This is a genomic window from Pyrobaculum organotrophum (assembly GCF_055384425.1).
Genome location: NZ_AP042430.1, coordinates 570,075 through 590,508, shown reverse-complemented (window position 1 = coordinate 590,508; position 20,434 = coordinate 570,075). Strand labels below are relative to the sequence as shown.

The window sequence follows — 20,434 nt, the reverse complement described above, 5'->3', positions numbered from 1 at the left end:
TGTGAAGTTAAGATTTCGCAACGTAGTGCTAGGCGGCACGTTTGACACTCTACATTCTGGGCATGTGAAGTTGTTGGCTACAGCCACATTAATAGGAGATAAGATATTAATAGGTTTAACAAGCGACGCATTTGCCTCTACGTATAAACAGTACAAGGTGAGGCCATTGTCTATTAGACTTGCAAATGTAAAAAACTTAATGAGCCTAATCGCTCCCGATAAAGAGGTTGTTTATGTAGAGATAAACGACCCATATGGACCTGCTGTAATTGATCCAAACCTAGAGGCGATTGTGGCAAGTATAGAAACAGCCCCCCGCGCCCTGGAGATAAACGACCAGAGAGTAAAGGGGGGGTTGAGACCTATGGAGGTGGTCGTAATTTCTACAGTTAGAGACGGATTTGGCCACATACTATCGTCCACATACATCAGGAGGGTACTTGAGAAGCTAGAGCCTGAGCAACGCTAGCTCGCGGTATGTCTCAAAAGCGTTTTCGCAATTGTTTATACATAGCGTGGGGCCTCCCATTAAGTCTATACGTCGGTAACTCCTACTGTCTCTCTTTAGAAATCTAAAGACATTAGTATATATAATGTCAGAATGTGTAAAATCTTTAAAGATAACGAGATAGTTATATATCAATGACCAAGCTATATAATGGTTATTAATTGGCGGGAGGCCATACTCCTCAAGGCTAATCGACGGAATCTGCGGCTTTATTTTAGCCAACCGTTTTGCCAACTCGGCGACGTATAGAATATTGTCGGCGTCGACATTTATATCAAGGGGGCTGTGGTAAATGTCCCAAGTGTCTTTTAGCGATGAGATAGTTATAGAGGGGAGACCCCACCTCTCGTAGTGAACGCTGTCGAAATAAGCCTCTGGCATTTCAACAGGGCCCAGCCCCTTGAGCGTCTCGTGTAGATATGGCATTGCGTACATACGAGGAGTTCCTAGACCTATGGCGTCGATATTAATCAATAGAGTAGGCCTCCATCGTTTTAAATAATTGAGAGAGCCCCACGCCCAGTAAAAAGACGGCACATGTGGCGCCACGCCCTCCTCGGCGGTGAAAAGGCCGAGAGCTATTGGGAACTCTTCAGCCACGAGCTCGCTAAAGGCGAGAACTGCGGCTTCTACGCCGGCGCAGTTATCTGTAGAGCCGACAAGCCAGTGGTCCCAATGTGCCGAGATCATAGGCGTATCTTCAAAACTATTGAAGGCTATGAGACTATAGCTATATGTAATTCTGCTCTTTACCTCTATCTCAAGCCTAATTCTCTTATTTATATATGAGTCTATATTTTCAAAGCTGGCGGCAGGAATTGGGGGAGGCGCCGCGTCGAATTTATAGCCATATTCCCCAGTTATTACAATACGCCGGGGGGGTCTGCCTGTGAAAACCACGGCAGAAGCGCCGCGACGTGCAGCGTCGATAACTATATATTTAGCGTCGTCGACATCCTCGGGGAATTTAGCAACAGCAATATTCCCCTCTACATCTCCGTCAATGGGCACAAGTCTCCCCTCTACATCTACAGAGCTGGAATATGGCAACGCCAAACCTTTGACAGCTGTCTCACCCACCTCCAGTCTCGTCTCCGAGTCTTCCCAGTAGAGAACCTCCACGGGAGATAAGTGAAACCATACAGTTGGCGTATCTAAAAACGTCAAGAGCCACTGTAGAAACTCCCTCTCTAGCGGAGAACCTGCTACTAAATCTCTATATGAGACGCATTTTGTATAAACCTCAGCCACAGCTTGTAGGAGAGAAGATTTTAAATCTGTAGCTATGTATAAAATGGCGGAGTTAGCTGATGTATGTTGAGTTGAACCCGGCCTGACGTGTGATGGCGCTCCGCCTAAACCTCCTCTATAGAAAACGCCCCCAGCTTTTCAAGAATCTGGTCAAGTTTTGTATTTACCTCCTTCAACAGCCGCGTGGCCTCGCCTGTCTGTCCCTCCTCAAGGCGGTTGAGAGCTACTTTAAGCTCTTTAACGACTTCAACTAACGCGTCAAGACGCTGGAAGGCTCGCATTATATTGTCTACCTCTTCTCTCAACTCGTCTAGCTTCCTCATATTCAAATACGTGGCCAAGACAACGAGGTCTTGGATATTGTCTATCTTTTTCTTTTTCTCAAACTTATTTAAAATCTCTGTAGCCAACGCCCTCACAACGCCCTCTATTTTCTTTGTCGTTTCTTCCACTGCAATATTTATACCCACAAATAAAAGACTATTGCTGAGTGATGAGGGGATCGATGGAGAGATCTTATGACGATGGAAGAGACGACCTGACACCTGCCACGTGTACCACTCTTTGTGTTTCACATGTAGATATCAAAGGGTCTTACATAGCGCTGAGACTGGCGATAGAGGCCATATTTAAATAACCCAAACCCACCTACATAAGTGAAACGTGTTGTTGTAAGAGCTAGAGGCGATATAGATCTCCCCGGCGTGCCTATTTTAAGAATCCTAAAGAGCGAGGCTATGAAAAATGGGGTCTTTGGCGAAGCTTATGTCAGAGGCGACGTCTTATATGCCGTTTTTGAGGGCCCAGACGAGTCGGTAGATAGACTTGTGAAATTTCTACCAATGGCGTCGCCGGCTATAAAAATTAGGGAGATAGAGATTAGAGAGGAGAAATATCGTGGAGACTATAAAGAGTTTAAACTCTCTTAGCTCGCTTGATTAACATAGCTACTTCTTTCATAACCTCTGTACTTTCTCTATAGATCTCTATTTTGGGAGGCTCTGCGCCTCTAATGCCGTTTAAAAGACTCGCCAAGGCTGAGACAAACACCCTCTGGGTAGAGGGGCATTCGATAGATATGTAGAAGTCGCGTGTGGCAAGCGCCCTCCCCAAGGCGTAGTAGAAATATTCTGAGGCGAAGAAATAGCCTGTCGGATCGTCTCTATGTATATCAAAGCCGAGTTGTAAAACGAGGGGGCCTCCGGCCGCTCTTAGGATAAAACTAACCACTTTTTCAAAACCACGATCTCCAACTCCCGGAGGTAGTGGAAAGACAACTACATTATATCCACGCCTCTTTACATAGCCGTAGGATGGCCCGTCGGCGCCGCCATAGACTAAATAAAGCGGAAATTTATACTCTAGATGGAGCTCCCAAGTCCCAACTGGGAAATGTCTATCTATTGATATAACCGCGGCGTTGAGTTTCTTTGCTATATATACAGCGGCGTTAAATACGTTGTTTCTCCTCGGCGTATGTAATCCCGCCATCGCCGTGCCGCCGGCATAAAATATGGCCTGTCTTTTCGTTAACGCAACTTCGGCGACTGCAACTGCGGCTAAGGTCTCCAACTCGCGTTTTGCAACTGCCTTTACAAAATTTTCACTATGTATAAAACGCACGGCGTCCCAAGAGCCTAGGCCTTCTACAACCTCTGCCCCGGCTTCTCTCAAGGCTTTAGACACCCAGTCTGAAAAACTTGTGTGTACTAGTAACACATATATACTTACTATTTCCACTTTATTAATGCAGGGGTTTACAGACTGGAGGAAGAGCTTTATGCCTTACTAAGAGAAAGAGCCAAGTATAAAGTCCCCCCTCTTATTGACGGCCCCCTTGCCCCCATAATTGCGGCAGTAGTATCTAGAACACATAAGCCTGTCGTGGCATATCTAGGGCCAGAACGCTCGTTTACTTGGGAAGCCGCCACGTCTCTATACCCAAATGGAGCGCATGTCGCATATAGAACTGTAACAGAGGTTTTCAAAGCTGTAGAAAGCGGCGTTGTAGACTACGGGGTGGTCCCCTTTATAAACAGTCTCGAGGGGCCTGTGGGAGAGACTGTAGACGCCTTGGCGACACATGAGGTTAAAATCTTGGCCATGGGCGAGATGAGGATAACTCTCTGTCTAGCCAAGAGGGGCAACCCCCGTGTGGTATATACACACCCCCACGCCGCGGCGCAGGCGAGAAAAATTCTCTCTGCATTAGGCGCCGACGTGGTTTATACATCATCTACATCGGAGGCAGTTAGAGAGTTTGAAAAATGTAGAGACTGCGCCGTGATAGCGTCGCCAAGAGCGCTTGAGCAGTACAGTGAAAAAATATGCGGAGTTGAAGACTGGGAGAGCTATACCCGTTTCGCAGTTTTATCTAAAGAGAGTAGCCAAGCTGGAGCTAGGGCGGCGCTTATATTCGCCGTCCCCAACGTGGCCGGGGCTCTCTACAAAGCGCTTGGCCCCATAGCTAAGAGAGGCATAAATATGACTTTGATATATTCAAGGCCGACGAAGCTCTCTCCCTGGGACTACTTCTTTCTTGTAGAAGTGGAGTCTAACGCCGAGCTAAACGCTGCACTTGACGAAATGAGGCAACACACCACAATGTTAAAGTTGGCAGGCCGCTATAATATAATCAACTTGTCTCAACCAATTGTCGAGCTTGTTCAATAATAGACTTGGCGAGTTTTTCGCCGAAGCCTGGCAAAGAGGCTATCTCACGTATGGAGGCTCTTGCTATATCTCTAACTGTCCTATAGCCGAAGTTATAAAGCGTCCTGGCTCTCACACGGCCGACTCCCCTCAACGTAGTCACCAACTCCAACAGCTCTTCTCTCACGCCATATATCACACGTGCAGTCACCACCTCCAGCCGCCGTCTGTGTTCCTCCTCGCCTATTATACCTGCCAACTTCGCGGCTGCGTTCCCAAGCCAGTCAAATAAGTCTATATAGACGCGTAAATCGCCGGGGGCGACTTCAAATTTTTCAAAAATTACGTCTTCATCTGCCTCCTCAATCCACGCCATTAACATAGCGACAGTTTTTACAACATCTTCAAACTCCTCATCTTCTTCCACATCTAAAGCCTTAAGTACCTCCTCTACAACACGTTTATCTACTCTGCCACGCCGGACTCTTGGAAAGTCAGGCGCCGTGAGAACTATATAGAGATATGCAGCTGTATTGCCCTCCTTCAGAGATTTTATAAAGTCGATATATCTAGCGGCGGTTTCTGGATCTAGGTACAGCCTGGCCACTTGTCTGCCGAGCTCTGTAGCGTAGACATAGTCGCCGTCTCGCTCTAAAAACCCCCACTCGGCCAATTTCTCAACTGCCGCCGCAATTTTAGACCGCAAGACGGCAGATTTCACAGCTATTTTGCTCTGGAAGTACCCCAGGGTGTTTGAGAAAAACTCCACAAGTTCGTCTATCGACCTTGCGTAGCCCCCGCCGACGGCTCCCAACACATGTGTCCTCAAGTTAGGCTCTAGGAGTATATGTGATTTTATATTCTCAACCTGCCCCTTTATGTACCTCTCCATTAGGTATCCAACTTCGTTTTTACTCCGCGCCACAATCACGGCCTCGCCCACGGCGTCAAGACCAGGCCTCCCCGCGCGGCCGGCCATTTGTTTATACTCAAGCACTGGGATCTCCTCTCTTCCCACCACTGGGTCAAACCGCTCGTAATCCGCTATTACAACTCTCCTCGCGGGTAAATTTACGCCTGCGGCTAAAGTCGTCGTAGAGACAACAACTTTAATAACCCCCCTCCTAAACCCATCTTCGACAAGTCTCCTCACCTCAAGCTCAAGCCCGGCGTTGTGAAAAGCCACCCCCCTTGCCACAACTTCTGCCAACTCTCTCCCAATGATTTTACTAGAGGACACCCTCAAGATCTCCTCAGCCAACGCCTCCGTCTCAGCCACATTGATAAGTTTTGTGGGATACGCCGCAATAGCTCTGGCGATAGCTTTTGCAAGTCTCGCTGTAGAAGATCTGCTATTTGTAAAGACAAGGGCCTGTCCCCCCTCAGCCACTACATCTACTGCGAGGGCAACTTCTGCATCTCCAGACGCCGATACTGCCCTATGGGATCCATCTGAGAAATATATTCTGCCTCCATAATAAACACCCTCGCGTAGGGGGACAGGCCTCCAGCTAGAGACCACTAGCCTTGCCCCCAGCCAATCCGCCACCTCAGTTGCGTTGCCGACGGTGGCGCTCAAGCCAATAAACTGAGCGCGTAGGCCTAGGTGTTTAATTTTGGCAATTATAGACTCTAAGACAGCCCCCCTCTTGGGGTCGCCTAGGTAATGTATTTCGTCTATTACCACAGTCTTAACAGAGCTAAGCCACCCCGGCCTATGTCTTAACAGACTGTCTAGTTTTTCATACGTCACCACAACCACGTCGTATTCATATAGTCTTCTATCGTCAGAATCGAAATCGCCCGTAGAGACGCCGACTTTAACCAAATTACCATAGTGAGAAAAATGTACAAGTTTTTCATAGGCAAGAGCCTTGAGAGGCACGGCGTATAACGCCATGCCCCCCTCCAACGCCGTTTTTACAGAAGCCACCTCTGCCAAGAGAGATTTGCCAGAGGCTGTTGCAGTACATAACAAGACGTGTCTCCCCTCGAAAATCCCGGCTCTCACCGCCTCTGCCTGAGGAGGGAAAAGCCTCCTAACCCCCCTCTCTTTCAACACAGAGATAAGCCTCTCGTCGAGAGAAAGCTCGGAAATTTCCACGGCAGAGGTTGGGGAGTGGGATAAAAACTATACAACGCGCTTTATATAGCCAGGTCTCGGCGTATAAGCCTCGCCGTTGCGAATAAGCAAATCGACAACTCTCTGCACCTCTGACGCTGGAATGCCCAATTTCTCCGCCTCGGCTTTTAACAAATCGATTTTGACAGGCCCCCTCTCCACCTCCTCTAGCTTTTTCAGAAGCTCAACGATTTTTATATATGCCTCTCTCCTCGACGCGGGGACGCCTGTGATAACTGCATCAATATCTATAGCCCCAGACTCCACGTCTATACCTACGGATTTGAGAAAGGCGAGATATAGTTTGATAGCTCTCTCAGCATCTTCGCCAGTGGCGACGGGAGAGAGCCTCATCTTAGCCTCCGCTATTGTGAGACGTATAAGGGCCTCCAGCTGGCGGGCCGTAATGGCGATGGCAGTCCCAGGCCCCTGGTACCTACGGCGCATTTCTAGATAAAACCTCTTGATCTTCTCCTTGGCTTCCTCACTCAAGATAGGTCTTATATACCTCCTGGCGTATATTATATACTTGCGGAGGAAGTCGGGCCTTAGAACATCGCGAAAAGCCTCGGGAGTTCTGCCAGAGTGGAGATCTAGGATATGCCCGGCGACAGAGGCGTCGAAGTCCTCCCTAGGCTCGTCTCTAATTACGAAAATTAAGTCGAAGCGGCTTAGCAAAGACACCGGGAGGTCGATGTTCTCCGCTACAGTTCGGTTGGGGAGGTACCGGCCGAAGGCGGGGTTGGCGGCGGCTAACACGGCAGCCCGCGCGTTGAGAGTAGCCACTATGCCGGCTTTGCTAATCGAGACGGTGTTCTGCTCCATAGCCTCGTGGAGCGCCACTCTGTCTTTGGCATCCATCTTGTCGATCTCGTCTATGACGGCCACCCCCCTGTCGGCCAACACGAGGGCCCCCGCCTCTAGGTAGAACTCGCCTGTCAGCTTATCCCTCACGACAGCCGCCGTGAGGCCAGCCGCCGACGACCCCTTGCCTGTCGTGTAGACAGCCCTCGGCGCTATCTTAGCCACAAACTTGAGCAATTGCGACTTCGCCGTGCCAGGGTCGCCGATTAACAAGATATTTATCTCGCCCCTTACTCTAACGCCATCGGGGTAGACAATCTCATTCCCCCCAAAGAGAAGACAAGCAATGGCCTCCTTTATCTCCTCATAGCCATATATAGAGGGGGCGATGGAGCGGACTATGAGCTCTCTCACGTCGGGTCTACGCGAGATCTCTAAAATCCGCTGCTCGTCCTCCTTTGTGATCTCTTCTACAAGCTCTTTGTTAGAAGTCTCCACGTGGGTCCCCAGGATATAAGATGTCACAATAGGCGGCCTCCCCTTCTTAAGCTCGCTGAGAGTTAAATCGACGATACCTGTCAGAGAGACTATGTCGCCAGGTTTTACAGTATCTACGAGGTCGTCTAGAAGCACCACTTCAACACTCCTCGGCAACTGGCCAGGCGGGAGGTCCTCCGGCCTCTCCTGTATGATAACTTTCTGCCAGTCTATGTACTGACTCAGCTCAGTCACGAGGGTAAAGCTCTTCGAGGCCCCGCAGCGGGGGCACTTGGCGGGGGGCTCCACATGTCTCTCCAGCTCTTGAAGAAGCTCGATCTCGTAGCCACACTGCGTACACCGGTAGAGCGCTCTGTGGAGGAAGTGCTTAGGCGGAGTCTGTCTAGTCACAATCCCCTCGATGCGGATCAGCCGGCCGATGTACTCAGACCTCAGCTTCCTAAGCGGAACAACCAACGGCGACCCCCTAACCCTGAAGTGAAACCGCCTAAGCGCCCTCGCCGTCTCCGGATCCTTCTCCTCCACAACCTCTTGCACCACCTTGTCAGCCTCAGGCAACACAAGCCGAGGCCTCTCGACGAAGAGATCTGCAAGAGACTTGTCAAACAGAAGAATGTCGTGGAAATCCACCTCAAGAGACCTCTTCCGCTGGATAATCATATTGATAACCTCGTCCGACACCTTCTCACTAGACGTAATAAACTCCCTAATCTTATCCCTCACAAGATCAAGCTCCAACTCAACAGTCACACCTACAAGACAGCCCAACAATAAAAAACAAAACAGGTGATATCCAAAGCGACGGAGTTAGCCAAAGGAACAAGCGGCTACCCCTCGACGCCACGCTCCCCCGCCCACTTCCCAACGACGCGCGGCGGCGCTACCGCAAGAATTTCGGCCATCTTGGAAAAGCCGCGCCGCCTGTCCCTACGCCTAGGGACTCTGCCAAACCCATCCCCGTCCTAAAGGGCGAGGCTTTCGATGTACAATGTAAAACGCCTTCCCCCGCCGCCATGAGAAGGTTTGGACACAAGCCGTCGACGGGAGAAGAGACGTAGGCTAAGCCGTCACAGACGCAGCCCTCCGGCTCAAGCCGCCGCGACTCAACCCCCAGCGCTCCCCAGGCGCCGCCAAGACACGCCTATTAGTCCTCTCCTACACCTCCTCCCGTAGTCCTCCAAAAACTTCTCCCAAGCCTTGTACCAAGCCCCTCCCCCATCTCTAGAAGCTCCCCCACTCTCTGTACCACCTACGCCACCTCCTCTCGCTAAGCTCTACGTACTGGGCCGTCTGGCTTCTTAGGTCTCTCAGCCTTCTCAAAACCCCGCCCAGCCCCAACAAGCCGGCGAGCGCCAGCCTAAACTCCTTGCAGAAGGCAGAGGATCTCCCCGACTCTAAAATTCCATACTCTAATTTAAATACTGCGCCGAGATGTTACATACTTACGACGATAGAATATATATCGATAATTTTTTACGTCTGAATAACTCTCTATCGTGTTTGAAGACGTCGTGGGGGAGGAGATCTTGGCAGCCGCAGTCTTGCACAAAAGCGGCTTCGTCGTGAAATACGTGGGCTTAGACAGAGAGGTCTGGACTAGGCTGTCGGCTGTGTTAAACAAGGCGAGAGAGCTGGCCTCAGCCCTCCAGGGGGACCTCCTGGGCATAGACCTAGTCATGGATAGATACAGGGCAGCGGTTAGGGCGGGAAACAGCGTAGTCGCCGCCGTGTTGGCCAAGGCCGAGGTAGACCCCCAGTACCTAGACTACGTCGCCTTCCGGATCGTGGAGGAGTTCGAGGCGGAGCTCAAGTAGGCCTCCAGAAGCTCCCCAGCCCTCAACAGAGCCACCCCCCTGGGCTCCCCGCCCACCTTCACCGCCACGGCGGCGCCGCCCCTAGTCCTCCCCACGTACTCCACCCCCTCGATGCGGATGTAGAACTCCTCTACGGCCTCTAGATACTTCTCCGCCGCCTTCAACATAGCGGCGATGAGCTCCGCGTGCCCCTCCTCAACGCCCTCAGCCTTTACGACCCTCCCATCAACGATATATAGAGACACGTAGAGAAATATGTGAAAATTAAAATAAAGTGTCCTGTCTGCGGCCGCCAGATCTACATAGAGGCACCCCCGGTGGACGGGCTGAGGGAGTTTGTAGTCCTCCACGGGGGCCACGCCGCGAAAATATATATCGACGAGCACTACTTTGTAAGAAGGGCCTGGCCCGCGCCGCTCCTCAAGGCCGAGGAAGAGGAGGCGCCTAGGCAACTCCCAGAGGCCTACGGCGTCTTCGTCGGGAGAGGCAGAGCCGTGGTGGTGGGCCCCGGCGGCGAGAAGCTGGCAGAGCTACCCACCGGCGAGCTAGGCGCCGCGGTGACGCTGGCAGAAAAACTAGCAGAGAGCTAACTTCTAAAGACACTAACCGTAAGTTAGATAAAGGGGAGACATAGTGTTATATATGGAGTCGAAATATAGAGAGGAGCTCTCCCTATTTCTGTCCAGGACGGGGGAGAGGTGCTAGGCGCTGTGGTAGCTAGACGCGACGGCCTCCCAGTCGCCTCAGTTGCCCCCGGAATAGACCCCAAGATGCTGGCCGCCCTCTCCGCCCTGGCGCTGGGCTCTTTGAGAAAAGTCGAAGAGGAACTTAAAGTAGGCGGCGTGAGGCAAGTGGTGGCTTACTACGACGCCAGAGTCATAGTCATGTGGCCTGTAAAAGAGCTGTATATAATTGCCGTGGCCAACGCAGACGCCAACATCGGCTTAATCTTCCTAGAGCTAGAACGCCTCGCGAAAAGGCTGGCAGAGCTATGATAGACCTCTTCGGCGCCCTGGGAGAAGCTACTCAGAGGAAAAGTAAAATTTAGACTAGACGAAGGCGTGATAAAGTACGAAGGCCAGAGAGTATTTGTAATACCAGCCTCAGCCGCGGACAGCATCATGAGAGAGCTGGAGAAATACCTAGGAGACGCCGCGCCGATAATAATGGAGCGCCTAGGCGCGGCGCTGGGAGAATCGACAAGAGCAACAATGGGGTGGAAAACGGGAGAAGACGCGCTTAGAGAACTACCCGAAGTGGCAAAACTAGGGGGGTTCAGCAGAGCAACAGTAAAAGAGGGCAGAATCACCATGGAGAACCTCCCCATCAAAATAAAACGAGGCGTTGCTGAGATACATAGCCGGCTTCCTAGAAGGCCTCTGCATACACGTAGAAGAGATAAGAGGAGAAGGCCACAGAGCAGAGACAAAGGTAGCCCCACGGCCGTGCCCCTGACATTACAGCATACAACCCACACAGCAAAATATTTAAAGACGGGCGTACACATGCTTATGCTAACAAAACCAAGAGGAATGACATCCCTGGAGATAGCGATAATAGTGGCGATAGTGTTGGTGATAGCGGTAGCAGTAGGCTGGTACCTATACACCACATTCGTAGCCTCCACCTCAGCACAAGCCAGACTATCCATATCAAGTGCACAAGTTCGTTCCAAAGACGGAAACCTGACATTGATTATTACAAACCCCGGACCAGTAAACGTAACAATAACACAAATATACTTACAAGGGAGCCCATGTGGTCTTACGCAATCGGTGACCATAGGTGTGGGTGCTACAGCTTCAGTTTCTGTAATATGCGATAGCGCAAAAGGTGTAGCGCCTGGTACAATGCTAAATGGCTATGTAATAACCAGTGCCGGCTCTACATTTCCATTCAACGCTATTGTTAGGTAATCCTCCTCTTTTTTCATGTATTCTTTCTCAACGTTTTTTATTTTTCTAGTACTTGTGATGTTGGCTGTTGGCGTGGCTTGGTGGGTCTATACTACATATGTAGGGGTTTCTTCTTCTTTTTCTTTGGTTTATCCCACGGCGGCTTATGTAGACGGGCGTGGCAATTTTTTAATCTGTGTCTACAACGCGGGTCCTGGCCAATTCAGCGGTAGGTGGGTTATCTCATTTAAATCTGGGGAAGCGGTAGAGATTTCGTTGGTGGTTGGGCCTGGAGAACATAAGAGTGTGAGAGGTTCTCTAAACGAGCCGTTTTCTCCCGGCATGACCGTGCCTTTGATTATTATAACAGGTGGCGGAGGGTCCTATACTCTCTACCCAATAATTGTGTCAGATATAAACTCAGTAAAGTGTTAAATGTGGCAATTTATGGGCCGCGATAAGTCATACGTATAGTCTTCGACGAAGGCTCTCATGCTATGGAGTAACTGAAGTCTACAAAGGGAACATATTAACTACATTGTACATGGGATTTGGTTGCATGCAAATGAGAGAGGATGTATGTTGTTGGAGGGAACGTTTATACCAGGAGGCATTGCCGACGTCTGTTCTGGTAGCAGGCCGCGGGGTGCGTGATTAACCGTTGGTCCCTAGGCGCAATCAGCCGAGAGGTATCAGATATGAGCGCCTAGGGACTTTCTCTGATACGGACACCTCAAGATGTAAAACTTTTCTAGGCAAGAATTGGAAGTCCTATCGTGGTGTCTGATAGGGCTCGGTGGGTTGTGGACAGGGGGCTTCACCGTAATACATATATTTAAGGCCTATCGTGGGCCTATGAGGTGGCTTGTTCCTCTTCTGTTGGCGGCTCTGGCCTTCGCCTACGTGGTCCCCTCGGAGGGTCTCGACGTCTACTGGTGGGCCGCGCCCGACAAGGTGGCCGGCGTCGGCATAGACGGGAGAACTCTGTGGCAGATCGACGCGGTTTTTCCCCTGGCGGCGACGGACCCGGTGGGGAGGTGTGTGGCGGTGGTCAACAGGCCTTATAACTACGAAATGCGCCAGCAACGCGTGGAGCTTAGGGTTTCTATTCCCGCTACTGTCCAGCTTTCTCCTGAGCTCATCGCCACGTTGAGCCAGTACGGCATCTCCTTCCCCAGCGCGGTTAATGTGGTGCTTAACTTCACCATCCCCCTGCCGCCGCTTGTTTTGGTAAGCGTCTACAAGACGTCGGTTGCCTCGCTTCACACGCCTTATGGCTACCCCCTTTGGGCCGCCTCGCTTGGGCCTAGGGTGAACGCCACCGCCGTAGCCACAAACTGCCGGGATGTGGCTGTGGGGACGATTTCGGGGGAGGTCTACGTGCTTAGGGATGGGAAGGTGTACGCCGTGTATACATACGGCGAGCCGGTGACCGCGCTTGCCTACGGCCGGGACGTCTTGTACGTCGGAACCGCCGGGGGCAAGATCTACGCCGGGGGTAGTCTCGTCGGGTCGTGCTCTGGTTCTGTGTACTACCTCACAGTGAGGCCGGACGGGAGCCCCGTGGCGCTCTGCTTCTCCAAGGGGGCGGCCCCCACGGTCGAGTACTACCCCTACGGCGTTAGGCTGACCCCCTCCTCCTACGTGGACTACGGGATAGATACGCCGAAGGTGCCGGCGGCGCTGAGCCAAGACGGCTCTCTCTTCGTCGCGGCTACCCAGGGCTACGTGGTGGCGTTTAGCGGGGGGCGCGAGCTGTGGAGAGCGAAGGCCCCCTCTCTGCCCACTGCGGTGGCGGTTTCCAACAACGGGTCTATCGTCGTCGTGGGCACCCTAGGCGGCGACGTCTTGGTGTACTGGAACGGGAGGGAGACGGCGAGGTTCCTCGGCTCGACCCCCGTCACCTCCGTCGCCGTATCCGCCGACGGGAGGGCTCTGGCGGTGGAGCGGTGGGGCACGGTCTCCGGCTTTAGGATCGCCTTCGCCGCGGTGCGCGTCTCGGCGCCTCCCGAGTGCCTCCCCGCCGAGGTGCAGGTGGCGGTGGGCGGCTCGGTGTACAAATATCTGGTGTCCGGCTCCGGCGTGGTGCTCCTTCCTGTGGGCAACGTGACGGTGGCGCCCCAGTACAAGTACCTAGGCGACTTCAGGTGCCGCCCTCTCGGCAACGTGACGCTGGCGGTGAGGGGGGACCTGGAGAGCCCCATCGAGATAGGCTACGTCAAGGAGTATAGGGTGCACCTCTCCCCTCCGAACATAACGAGGGGCCCCGCCTGGGCCGCGGGGCCGGCCACCTTCTTCGCCGAGCCCAGCGTAAACGTGCCGGTCTACAACTCGCCGGTTTCCTCCGGCCGTCTCGTCCTAGCGGGCTGGGAGGTAGACGGCAGGAGGATAGATCTGCCGACCCCCACCCTCTCCGTCAACGTGGCTGGGCCGACGACGGTCAAGGCCATATACAGGGTGGAGCTGCCCCAGGCCGTGCCTATAGACGAGCAGAGGCGCTACTGGCTGAAGACCGTGCTGGTCTTCGACGCCTTTGGGAACCCTGTGGCCTCCGGCGTAGCCCCCGAGGTGTCCACCTACCCGGTGGTCGTGAGGGGGGTCTACGTCGAGCAGTACAGGGTGCGCACCTACTACCCCGCCACTGTCAACGGCTCCGACACGCTGTGGGCCGAGGCCGGGACTAAGGCGGTGTTTTACGCCCCCGACGTGGAGTTTAGAAACGGGACGAGGCTTGCCTTCGTCAGGTGGAGGGAGGCCGAGTCGAGGGAGCGGACTCTTGCCGTCACCGTTGAGAGGCCGGTTACGCTTACGCCCATATACGTCACTCAGTACAGGGTGTGGGTGAAGCCGCCGGCTCAGGTGGTGGAGCCGCCAAACGCCACCTGGGCAGACCGCGGCTCTGTGATAAAGGTGGCGGCGCCTCCCGTGTTGAACCAGAGCGGCAACGTCAGAACTGTGGTTGGGCAGTGGCTGGTGAACGGGCTTCCCAACGCCACGGGCGCCGTAGCGTCGTTTAGGGTGACGGCGCCGCTCAACATAACCTACGTAGCGAAGAGGCAGTACCTGGTGACCTTCGTCTCGGCCTACGGCACGCCGCCTCCGCCCATGTGGGTCGACGAGGGGTCTACGGCGTCTGCGGTGCCTACGCCGATGGACGTCTGGTCGCCTCCGCCGCTGCACTGGAAGTTCGCCGGCTGGAGAGACAAGGCGACGGGCATCGTCTACAGCTACCCCCAGATGCCCTACGTCTACGGCCCCGCCACCTTCGAGGCCGTCTGGGCCCTAGACCCACTGCCTCTAGCCGCAGTAGGCGGCGGGGCGGCCGCGGCGGCGTTCGCCGTGTGGTTCCTAAGGAGGCGGCGCCTGGCGAGGCTGATGGCCGAGGTGGCGGAGTAGAGGCCGGCGGGGCCACCACAAAATATTTATCCTTTCTTCACCTTCTCTACTGTGAGAGGTATGGAGTCTATCGACATGCTCATCGCCTTCGGCTTGGTGGCGGCGTTTATGTTGGGAGTATACCTGCTCTCCTACTATTTCACAGATGTGACAAAGCAGACGGAGCTTCAAGCCGCGTCGAAGCTAGATGCCCAGGAGATATTGAAGAAGATAATTTCATCTCCCGGCTTGCCGCCGGGTTGGACTGATATAAACAGCGTACAATCTCTTGGGCTTGCAGATCCACAACTCCCTGGTCAGCTTGACTCTAGAAAGCTTCTTGCCCTCGCCGAGGTCTCTGGCGTAACCGCAGAGGCGGTGTGTAGAATAAATGCAGCAGGCCAGGACTACCCCGTAACTAAGGTGGGCTACGGCGTGTATCTATGGGGCGTGCCTACGCCACAGAGTGTAGACCCCGCTGTCTACGAGAGAATATTGAGGTCGCTCTTTGGCGACCAGTGGAATAAATACGACATTGAGATAGTTGCCAAGCCTGCGCTGAACATAAGTATCATGTTGCAGAGTAGCCAGGTTTTCATTAACATAAAGCCCCCTGGCGTATATAGCTACGACGTATGTTACGTCTATTGGGGCGCCGGCTCGCCTGTGTTACAACAGCAAGGGCTTCAGATAATAGGGGCGTACGTGTGGAGTGAAACGAGTCAAACAGGGAAAGACGTCAAAACGACATGGTATCTAAGAGTAGATGTCCTGAATACGTATCCGTATGATGTAAACATAGTCGGCATTTATCTCGGTAATGAGTTCAGCGACAGGCTCAATAAAGTCGTGAGGTCCTACTGCTCTGACTTTTTTAAATATACGCTTCCTGGCGCTCCCTCTTGTCTCCCGTCTTGTACGGTCACTGTGGCGTATACCCTAAACGGCGCAACTATTACTACATCTGCGCCTGTTGTTAACACACAGCCGTCTACCTTCAACCCAAGCTGTATCAAGCTAGAAAGTGCTGTTGCCCCACAGATCGACTGCACCTCTGGTGTTACAGACGAAAACGGCTATGGCGTAGCTTCTGTTGCAGGTGTGCCTAAGTTTGCGTGGGTTAATGCAAGAGGCGTAATGATGAAGTCGGTAAACTACACATATGGAGGAGTGGGGACGGTTTCGCTAGTCGGCTTGGTGGCTAGACCAGATGCAGGTGTCTACCTCATACATAGTAAACTTATTCAAAACGCTGGAGGGGGCGCAAGCCTATGTGGCTGCGATGACCCCGGAGTCTCCGCTTTAGGCTTAAGAGGTCTGTGGACTTACCTCGGCGGGCAGACCGTGCCGTTGCTGAATAATGTCGTGCTTAACCCTGCTTCTAGTATAAATCTCGCAGATTTGTGCCAGAGCGGGGATAAGGATATAGGCGGTTGCCTTATCCCTTGGCAGTGGTTGGGCAGAGCCAAGTTTCTTATTGCGGCTGTGGAGCGGAATAGTAATGGCGACCCGCCTAAGTGCGGGGGCATCCCTCAGGAGGATGTGATTGTTATACCACTCACTGGGGGCCTCCCGCCTCTCTACGAAATCCGTTTTGCCACCTGGAGGAGGTGGGCTGAGAGACGCCCAGAGGCTCTTGCAGTGTCTTACGCAAGTGCTTTGGCTGACGCAGGCGAGGTGACGTATAAAGTCGACCTGTGGGTGTTTAGATACCCATGAGGTGGGTTGTGGAGCTTGTATTTGCGTCTTTTCTCCTCGTGTTGGTGTTGGCTCTCTACAACTACACGGTGCCTAGCTCAATCGTGGTGCAGGCGGGGGAGAGAGGCCGTTTTGCCGAGCTTTCGCTTTTTGCCGTGCGGCTGGCCTCCAGCCAGGAGTTCCTCTTCCGGCTGTGGAGAGACTGGGACGGCGCGGTAGAACAGGCAAATGCAGAGGCCAAATCGGTTGACCCCCTGGCGTCTGTAGATGTGGCTCTCCCCAGCGGTGGCGCATGTCCGGCGGCCTCTGCGCCGAGGTTTTCGATATCGCTCACTACTGTGCTTCCAAACGGCACGACCGTCTGTATAGTTGTGAAGTCATGAGGGGGCAGGTGATCCTCGTAACAGCTTTGGTAATCGCCTTGGCTATCTCCGCCGTATTGATCTTACAGTCGGCGGCGGTCTCTGCGCCAGGCTTCGGCGGCGTCAGAGCGGCGTATGGAGTATTTTCACGCGACGTGGCAAAAGCTGTAGACGCCGTAGCTTCCTACGTCGACTACGTTGGCACGATTTCTCTGCTCAATTTTACAGAAAACGCCGCCGCATATGGGCTACCTGCGGCAGGGCTTGACACATACTGTAGCTGGTTGCATATCAACAAGACTGCAGATATGGTAAACGCCTCGATGAAGTTTTTTGTAGCAAACAGAGCGGCCCTTGGCCTATCTGCAGAAATGCCCACGTGGTTGCGGAGGCCCAACTGCAGATCTATATTGTTCAAAAGCACGAACGGCCTCACAGTTGTGAACATAACTCTACCTAAACTGCCTAACGGAACTGTGTTTAGAACCCCATTACCTCCGTATGTTGTTGCCGCTTGGCATATAGACAGAGGCATCTTGAGGCCTATCTCTTCTTTTGCCATAATTCTGCCAAATAGAACCTATATGGCTTCATATAGTCTATCTATGGTTATGAACATCTCGCTTTTGGCTCTTGTAAATCTTAACATAACTAGGAGTCTTAGCGTAGGTGTCAAAGTACTCGGCGTCGATAGCCAATGTACGCCAGATGTGGTATGTGTAAATATTACTGTGTCAAGACCATATACATGGGCGGCAAAGTTTATAGCTCTTAACAGAACTATGTATCTGCAAGACGGTTGGACTATAAACTATACAGTGGCATATCCGAGGGTGGATGTAGTAAACTACACAGAGCGAAGCGCCGTGTATAGCATAAATACCCAGGGGCTTAACGAATACGTCTTAAAGGCGTACGTTGGCGGAATTCCGCTGTACGTTCCGCCAAGAGATTTCACATATGTCTGCAAAAGCGGGGTGTTATCCAATGGTAAACCCTGGAGCTCTCTGAATAATCCTTCCCACATTCCAATTGTCCTCTATAATTTTACAAATAGTGCGGTAGTGAGCAAATTCAACACGATATATGCCAATGTAACAATCGTAGATGTGAAGATAAGGGATGCATCTATCACCTATTGGGTTATACATAGAAACGGATACCTCAATTTTACGGAGAACATATGTAGTAATGTTAAGGGGATTCTTCAAAGTTATGGTTTATACTGGCTGTACCCATGACGTCTCTTGAGTTATTGATTATTACGGCTTTTGCGCTTCTGGCTATTTTTGCGGCTGTTCCGATTGTTCTTCAACAGATTTATCAATATCAGGCGTTGGTGGAGGCGCGTGCGGCTCTTGCCTTTCTTAACGTGTTGGCTGACGGTATAGAGTCGGATATGGGCGCGGCGTATGCGCAGAAGGTCTTGAATCTTCCGACGTTGCGCTTTGGTGGGTTGGACTACCGCGTTGCAGTTGTGGGTACGTGTGGAGGTGCGCCTGTGTATAACACCACGTTGATCTACCGCTCTCAGTATCTCTCTCTGTTTGGCCAGTTTAGAGGTACTGTGTGGGGGCGTGTTGTAGATGCTCCAGAGCCTCCGCTGGCGGTGTACGGCTGGGGAACTTCGGCGTCGTTGACGCCGCGTGTGGTTAGATATGGCAGAGTAGCGGTTGTGCTTAATATAACATATACGGCATCTCCTAGCGCCTCTGGGGCTGGGGTGTACTACGAGGTGAAGGCGCCGCGGGTCTACAGCGTGGATCAATGTACTATAGGAGTCCAAGGCGTCGACTCCGTCGTGGTTGTTCCGGTTAGGGTCGAATTGCGATGAACGCCTTACAGACCGCCGTAGCTATGGCTTTTGCTGGTGTTTTGGCGGTTATAATTGCGTGGCTTGTCGACGTGCAGGCGCAGGCTGTGTTTGAGGAGGAGGTGCGTGCCGCAGCGCAAGCTCTTCTAGATTCTGTGGCTAACCAGGTGAGGGTAGGCGTCTCTACGGCGTTGCTTCCCGGCGTCTATGGCTTTAGGCAACAGATGTCTTTGCCTAGCTATGCTCCGCCGTTTGACGCGTTTTACTACTCTATAACTTTTCGTAACGTCGGCGGCGTTTTGGTGGTCACTGTAGACATGACGGCGTATAGAGGCAAAGCGAGCGCCAGAGTCTCTGTTTCAAGAGCGGTCTATTACCTGGGCGATCTAGTAAAGCCCGAGGGGGTTGTAAAAGTGTATGCCGAGAAGGGGCAGAACTACGACTGCGCAGTTGGAGACTGGGTTGATCTAACGCGGGACGGTTGCTACACCAGTTGGGTTATGCCAAGTCCCTACTACGTGAGGTACTTCAACTACACTGTCGCACGGTGACTACGTCCCCTCTATTATCACGCCGGCTGCAAACAGCATGTCCCTCAGCTCCTCCGGGGCCGGCGGCCTTCTGTAGGTGGCGGCGTGGCTGATTATCAAGGCCTTGAGGATCTCCCACTGTTGTGGATCCGCGCTGTATCTCCCGTAGCTCGTCTCCACGTGCCCGCCGGCGTATCTGGCGTAGAAGTTCCCCATCATCAGCTCGTTTGGCCCAGCCCTGAGGCCGGCTCTCTCGGCGTTTTTCAGCGCCTCCGGGGTGGCGTCTTCCCCGAATCTGGCCTTGTCCGCCGGGTTTATGTACGCCACGGCGCCTCTCCGTTTCGTAGTTAAAAAAGTATGTAGTAGTTGGTCTGGCGCCTCCTCCTCGCCACGCCTGCCGAGAGCGGGGCGGCGGGGGCCATGGCTATTAGGTCCTCCAGCTCGTATCTGTAATATATGCGGGTGGCTCTGCCTCCCCAGGGCACTTCGTACACCCCCGGCGCGACCTCTCGGCCTTTGGCGGGGGCCCAAGCCGTCGCCACCACGAGGCGGGCGGCCCTCTTAGCCTCTGCCAGAGCCCTCCGGGCGGCCTCGGGGGGCATGTGGTGTATCACCGCCACTAGGTAGGCAGCGTCGAAGGCGCCGTCTCTGAAGGGGAGCATGGTGGCTTCGCACTCCACGAAGTCTCCGCCTGGGCTGAGCTTCCTGTCGAGGTCGCAGTGCACCACGTAGGGGTGCTCGTGCTCTAGGTACCTCGGTTGCGCGCCGGTGCCCGACCCCACGTCCAACGCCTTTGGCCCAGCCGCGGCGAAGTCGGCCACCGGAAGAGGCCTAGCCCTCGTCGCGCCGTACTCCCGGCCTATGGCGAGGTAGGCCTCCCTAGCCCGCCTAGCCCACTCCATACGCAGCAAGCCACACGAGGAGGACAATAGAGTCTGCCGCACTCCTGGCGCCTCCGAGATCTTCGTCGTAGTAAACCGCCACATACATATCTATGTTGAAGTTTAAAAGCTAAGTACGCTCCTCCGGCGGTGCAACCTCTCGGTGGAGGGCGCCCGCGCTCCTGCAGATATAAGTGGGCCATCTCCGAGACGGCCACACACCCGGTACAA

Annotated in this window: 21 protein-coding genes; 13 read left to right on the top strand and 8 right to left on the bottom strand. The window is 53.2% G+C overall.

Annotated elements, in window-relative coordinates; all coding sequences use genetic code 11:
- Window position 1 precedes the first annotated feature (1 nt).
- Window positions 2-469 (top strand): phosphopantetheine adenylyltransferase, encoded by a 468-nt coding sequence (locus ACZ49R_RS03560; protein WP_464733778.1) that lies wholly within the window; start codon window positions 2-4, stop codon window positions 467-469.
- Here ACZ49R_RS03560 and ACZ49R_RS03555 read toward each other — a convergent pair.
- Window positions 449-1,759 carry a M28 family peptidase gene (locus tag ACZ49R_RS03555; protein WP_464733777.1) on the bottom strand — a complete coding sequence of 437 codons (1,311 nt, stop codon included), beginning with the start codon at window positions 1,757-1,759 and terminating at the stop codon, window positions 449-451. The genes ACZ49R_RS03560 and ACZ49R_RS03555 overlap by 21 nt on opposite strands.
- Window positions 1,760-1,863: 104 nt before the next feature.
- On the bottom strand, window positions 1,864-2,211 hold the full coding sequence (locus ACZ49R_RS03550; protein ID WP_464733776.1) for a hypothetical protein: 348 nt from the start codon (window positions 2,209-2,211) through the stop codon (window positions 1,864-1,866).
- A gap of 204 nt (window positions 2,212-2,415) precedes the next feature.
- Here ACZ49R_RS03550 and ACZ49R_RS03545 point away from each other — a divergent pair, with 204 nt between their 5' ends.
- A complete protein-coding gene (locus ACZ49R_RS03545) occupies window positions 2,416-2,688 on the top strand; it encodes an acylphosphatase (RefSeq protein ID WP_011762894.1) in 273 nt (90 codons plus the stop codon).
- On the opposite strand, the gene ACZ49R_RS03540 is transcribed toward ACZ49R_RS03545, so the two are convergent.
- A complete protein-coding gene (locus ACZ49R_RS03540; RefSeq protein WP_464733775.1) occupies window positions 2,675-3,478 on the bottom strand; it encodes an arginase family protein in 804 nt (267 codons plus the stop codon). The genes ACZ49R_RS03545 and ACZ49R_RS03540 overlap by 14 nt on opposite strands.
- 165 nt (window positions 3,479-3,643) lie before the next feature.
- Here ACZ49R_RS03540 and ACZ49R_RS03535 point away from each other — a divergent pair, with 165 nt between their 5' ends.
- Window positions 3,644-4,432, top strand: a complete 789-nt coding sequence (locus ACZ49R_RS03535) for a prephenate dehydratase (RefSeq protein ID WP_464733774.1) — start codon at window positions 3,644-3,646, stop codon at window positions 4,430-4,432.
- On the opposite strand, the gene ACZ49R_RS03530 is transcribed toward ACZ49R_RS03535, so the two are convergent.
- Window positions 4,395-6,515, bottom strand: coding sequence for a DEAD/DEAH box helicase (locus ACZ49R_RS03530; protein ID WP_464733773.1), 2,121 nt, complete (start codon window positions 6,513-6,515; stop codon window positions 4,395-4,397). The two genes, ACZ49R_RS03535 and ACZ49R_RS03530, sit on opposite strands and share 38 nt — an antisense overlap.
- Window positions 6,516-6,542: 27 nt before the next feature.
- Window positions 6,543-8,585, bottom strand: a complete 2,043-nt coding sequence (mcm, locus tag ACZ49R_RS03525; RefSeq protein ID WP_464733772.1) for a minichromosome maintenance protein MCM — start codon at window positions 8,583-8,585, stop codon at window positions 6,543-6,545.
- Window positions 8,586-9,331: 746 nt separating this feature from the next.
- Between mcm and ACZ49R_RS03520 the strand changes: the two genes are divergently transcribed.
- The gene (locus ACZ49R_RS03520; RefSeq protein ID WP_464733771.1) at window positions 9,332-9,649 is read left to right on the top strand and encodes a hypothetical protein; all 318 of its coding nucleotides are present in this window, start codon (window positions 9,332-9,334) and stop codon (window positions 9,647-9,649) included.
- On the opposite strand, the gene ACZ49R_RS03515 is transcribed toward ACZ49R_RS03520, so the two are convergent.
- The gene (locus tag ACZ49R_RS03515) at window positions 9,601-9,894 is read right to left on the bottom strand and encodes a hypothetical protein (protein ID WP_464733770.1); all 294 of its coding nucleotides are present in this window, start codon (window positions 9,892-9,894) and stop codon (window positions 9,601-9,603) included. The genes ACZ49R_RS03520 and ACZ49R_RS03515 overlap by 49 nt on opposite strands.
- A gap of 12 nt (window positions 9,895-9,906) precedes the next feature.
- On the opposite strand from ACZ49R_RS03515, the gene ACZ49R_RS03510 reads away from it, so the two are divergent.
- The 9 genes from ACZ49R_RS03510 (at window position 9,907) to ACZ49R_RS03470 (ending at window position 19,343) form a co-directional block, all read left to right on the top strand.
- Window positions 9,907-10,239, top strand: a complete 333-nt coding sequence (locus ACZ49R_RS03510; RefSeq protein WP_464733769.1) for a hypothetical protein — start codon at window positions 9,907-9,909, stop codon at window positions 10,237-10,239.
- Window positions 10,240-10,347: 108 nt separating this feature from the next.
- Entirely contained in the window at window positions 10,348-10,644 is a 297-nt protein-coding gene (locus ACZ49R_RS03505) for a roadblock/LC7 domain-containing protein (protein ID WP_464733768.1), read from the top strand.
- 66 nt (window positions 10,645-10,710) lie between these two features.
- A complete protein-coding gene (locus ACZ49R_RS03500) occupies window positions 10,711-11,565 on the top strand; it encodes a hypothetical protein (protein WP_464733767.1) in 855 nt (284 codons plus the stop codon).
- 741 nt (window positions 11,566-12,306) lie between these two features.
- On the top strand, window positions 12,307-14,940 hold the full coding sequence (locus ACZ49R_RS03495) for a WD40 repeat domain-containing protein (RefSeq protein WP_464733766.1): 2,634 nt from the start codon (window positions 12,307-12,309) through the stop codon (window positions 14,938-14,940).
- A 60-nt stretch (window positions 14,941-15,000) separates the two neighbouring features.
- A complete protein-coding gene (locus ACZ49R_RS03490; RefSeq protein ID WP_464734092.1) occupies window positions 15,001-16,638 on the top strand; it encodes a hypothetical protein in 1,638 nt (545 codons plus the stop codon).
- On the top strand, window positions 16,635-17,000 hold the full coding sequence (locus ACZ49R_RS03485) for a hypothetical protein (protein ID WP_464733765.1): 366 nt from the start codon (window positions 16,635-16,637) through the stop codon (window positions 16,998-17,000). Before ACZ49R_RS03490 ends, ACZ49R_RS03485 begins: the two co-directional genes overlap by 4 nt.
- Entirely contained in the window at window positions 16,997-18,220 is a 1,224-nt protein-coding gene (locus ACZ49R_RS03480; RefSeq protein ID WP_464733764.1) for a hypothetical protein, read from the top strand. The genes ACZ49R_RS03485 and ACZ49R_RS03480 overlap by 4 nt, the downstream gene beginning before the upstream one ends.
- Window positions 18,217-18,813, top strand: a complete 597-nt coding sequence (locus tag ACZ49R_RS03475; protein WP_011762906.1) for a hypothetical protein — start codon at window positions 18,217-18,219, stop codon at window positions 18,811-18,813. Before ACZ49R_RS03480 ends, ACZ49R_RS03475 begins: the two co-directional genes overlap by 4 nt.
- A 23-nt stretch (window positions 18,814-18,836) precedes the next feature.
- Complete coding sequence (locus ACZ49R_RS03470) at window positions 18,837-19,343, top strand: hypothetical protein (protein WP_167827636.1); 507 nt, start codon at window positions 18,837-18,839, stop codon at window positions 19,341-19,343.
- On the opposite strand, the gene ACZ49R_RS03465 is transcribed toward ACZ49R_RS03470, so the two are convergent.
- Together ACZ49R_RS03465 and ACZ49R_RS03460 are read right to left on the bottom strand one after the other, a co-directional pair.
- Window positions 19,344-19,649 (bottom strand): hypothetical protein, encoded by a 306-nt coding sequence (locus ACZ49R_RS03465; RefSeq protein ID WP_464733763.1) that lies wholly within the window; start codon window positions 19,647-19,649, stop codon window positions 19,344-19,346. It abuts the gene before it with no gap.
- Window positions 19,650-19,669: 20 nt separating this feature from the next.
- A complete protein-coding gene (locus tag ACZ49R_RS03460; protein WP_464733762.1) occupies window positions 19,670-20,224 on the bottom strand; it encodes a class I SAM-dependent methyltransferase in 555 nt (184 codons plus the stop codon).
- Between the last annotated feature and the right edge of the window lie 210 nt (window positions 20,225-20,434).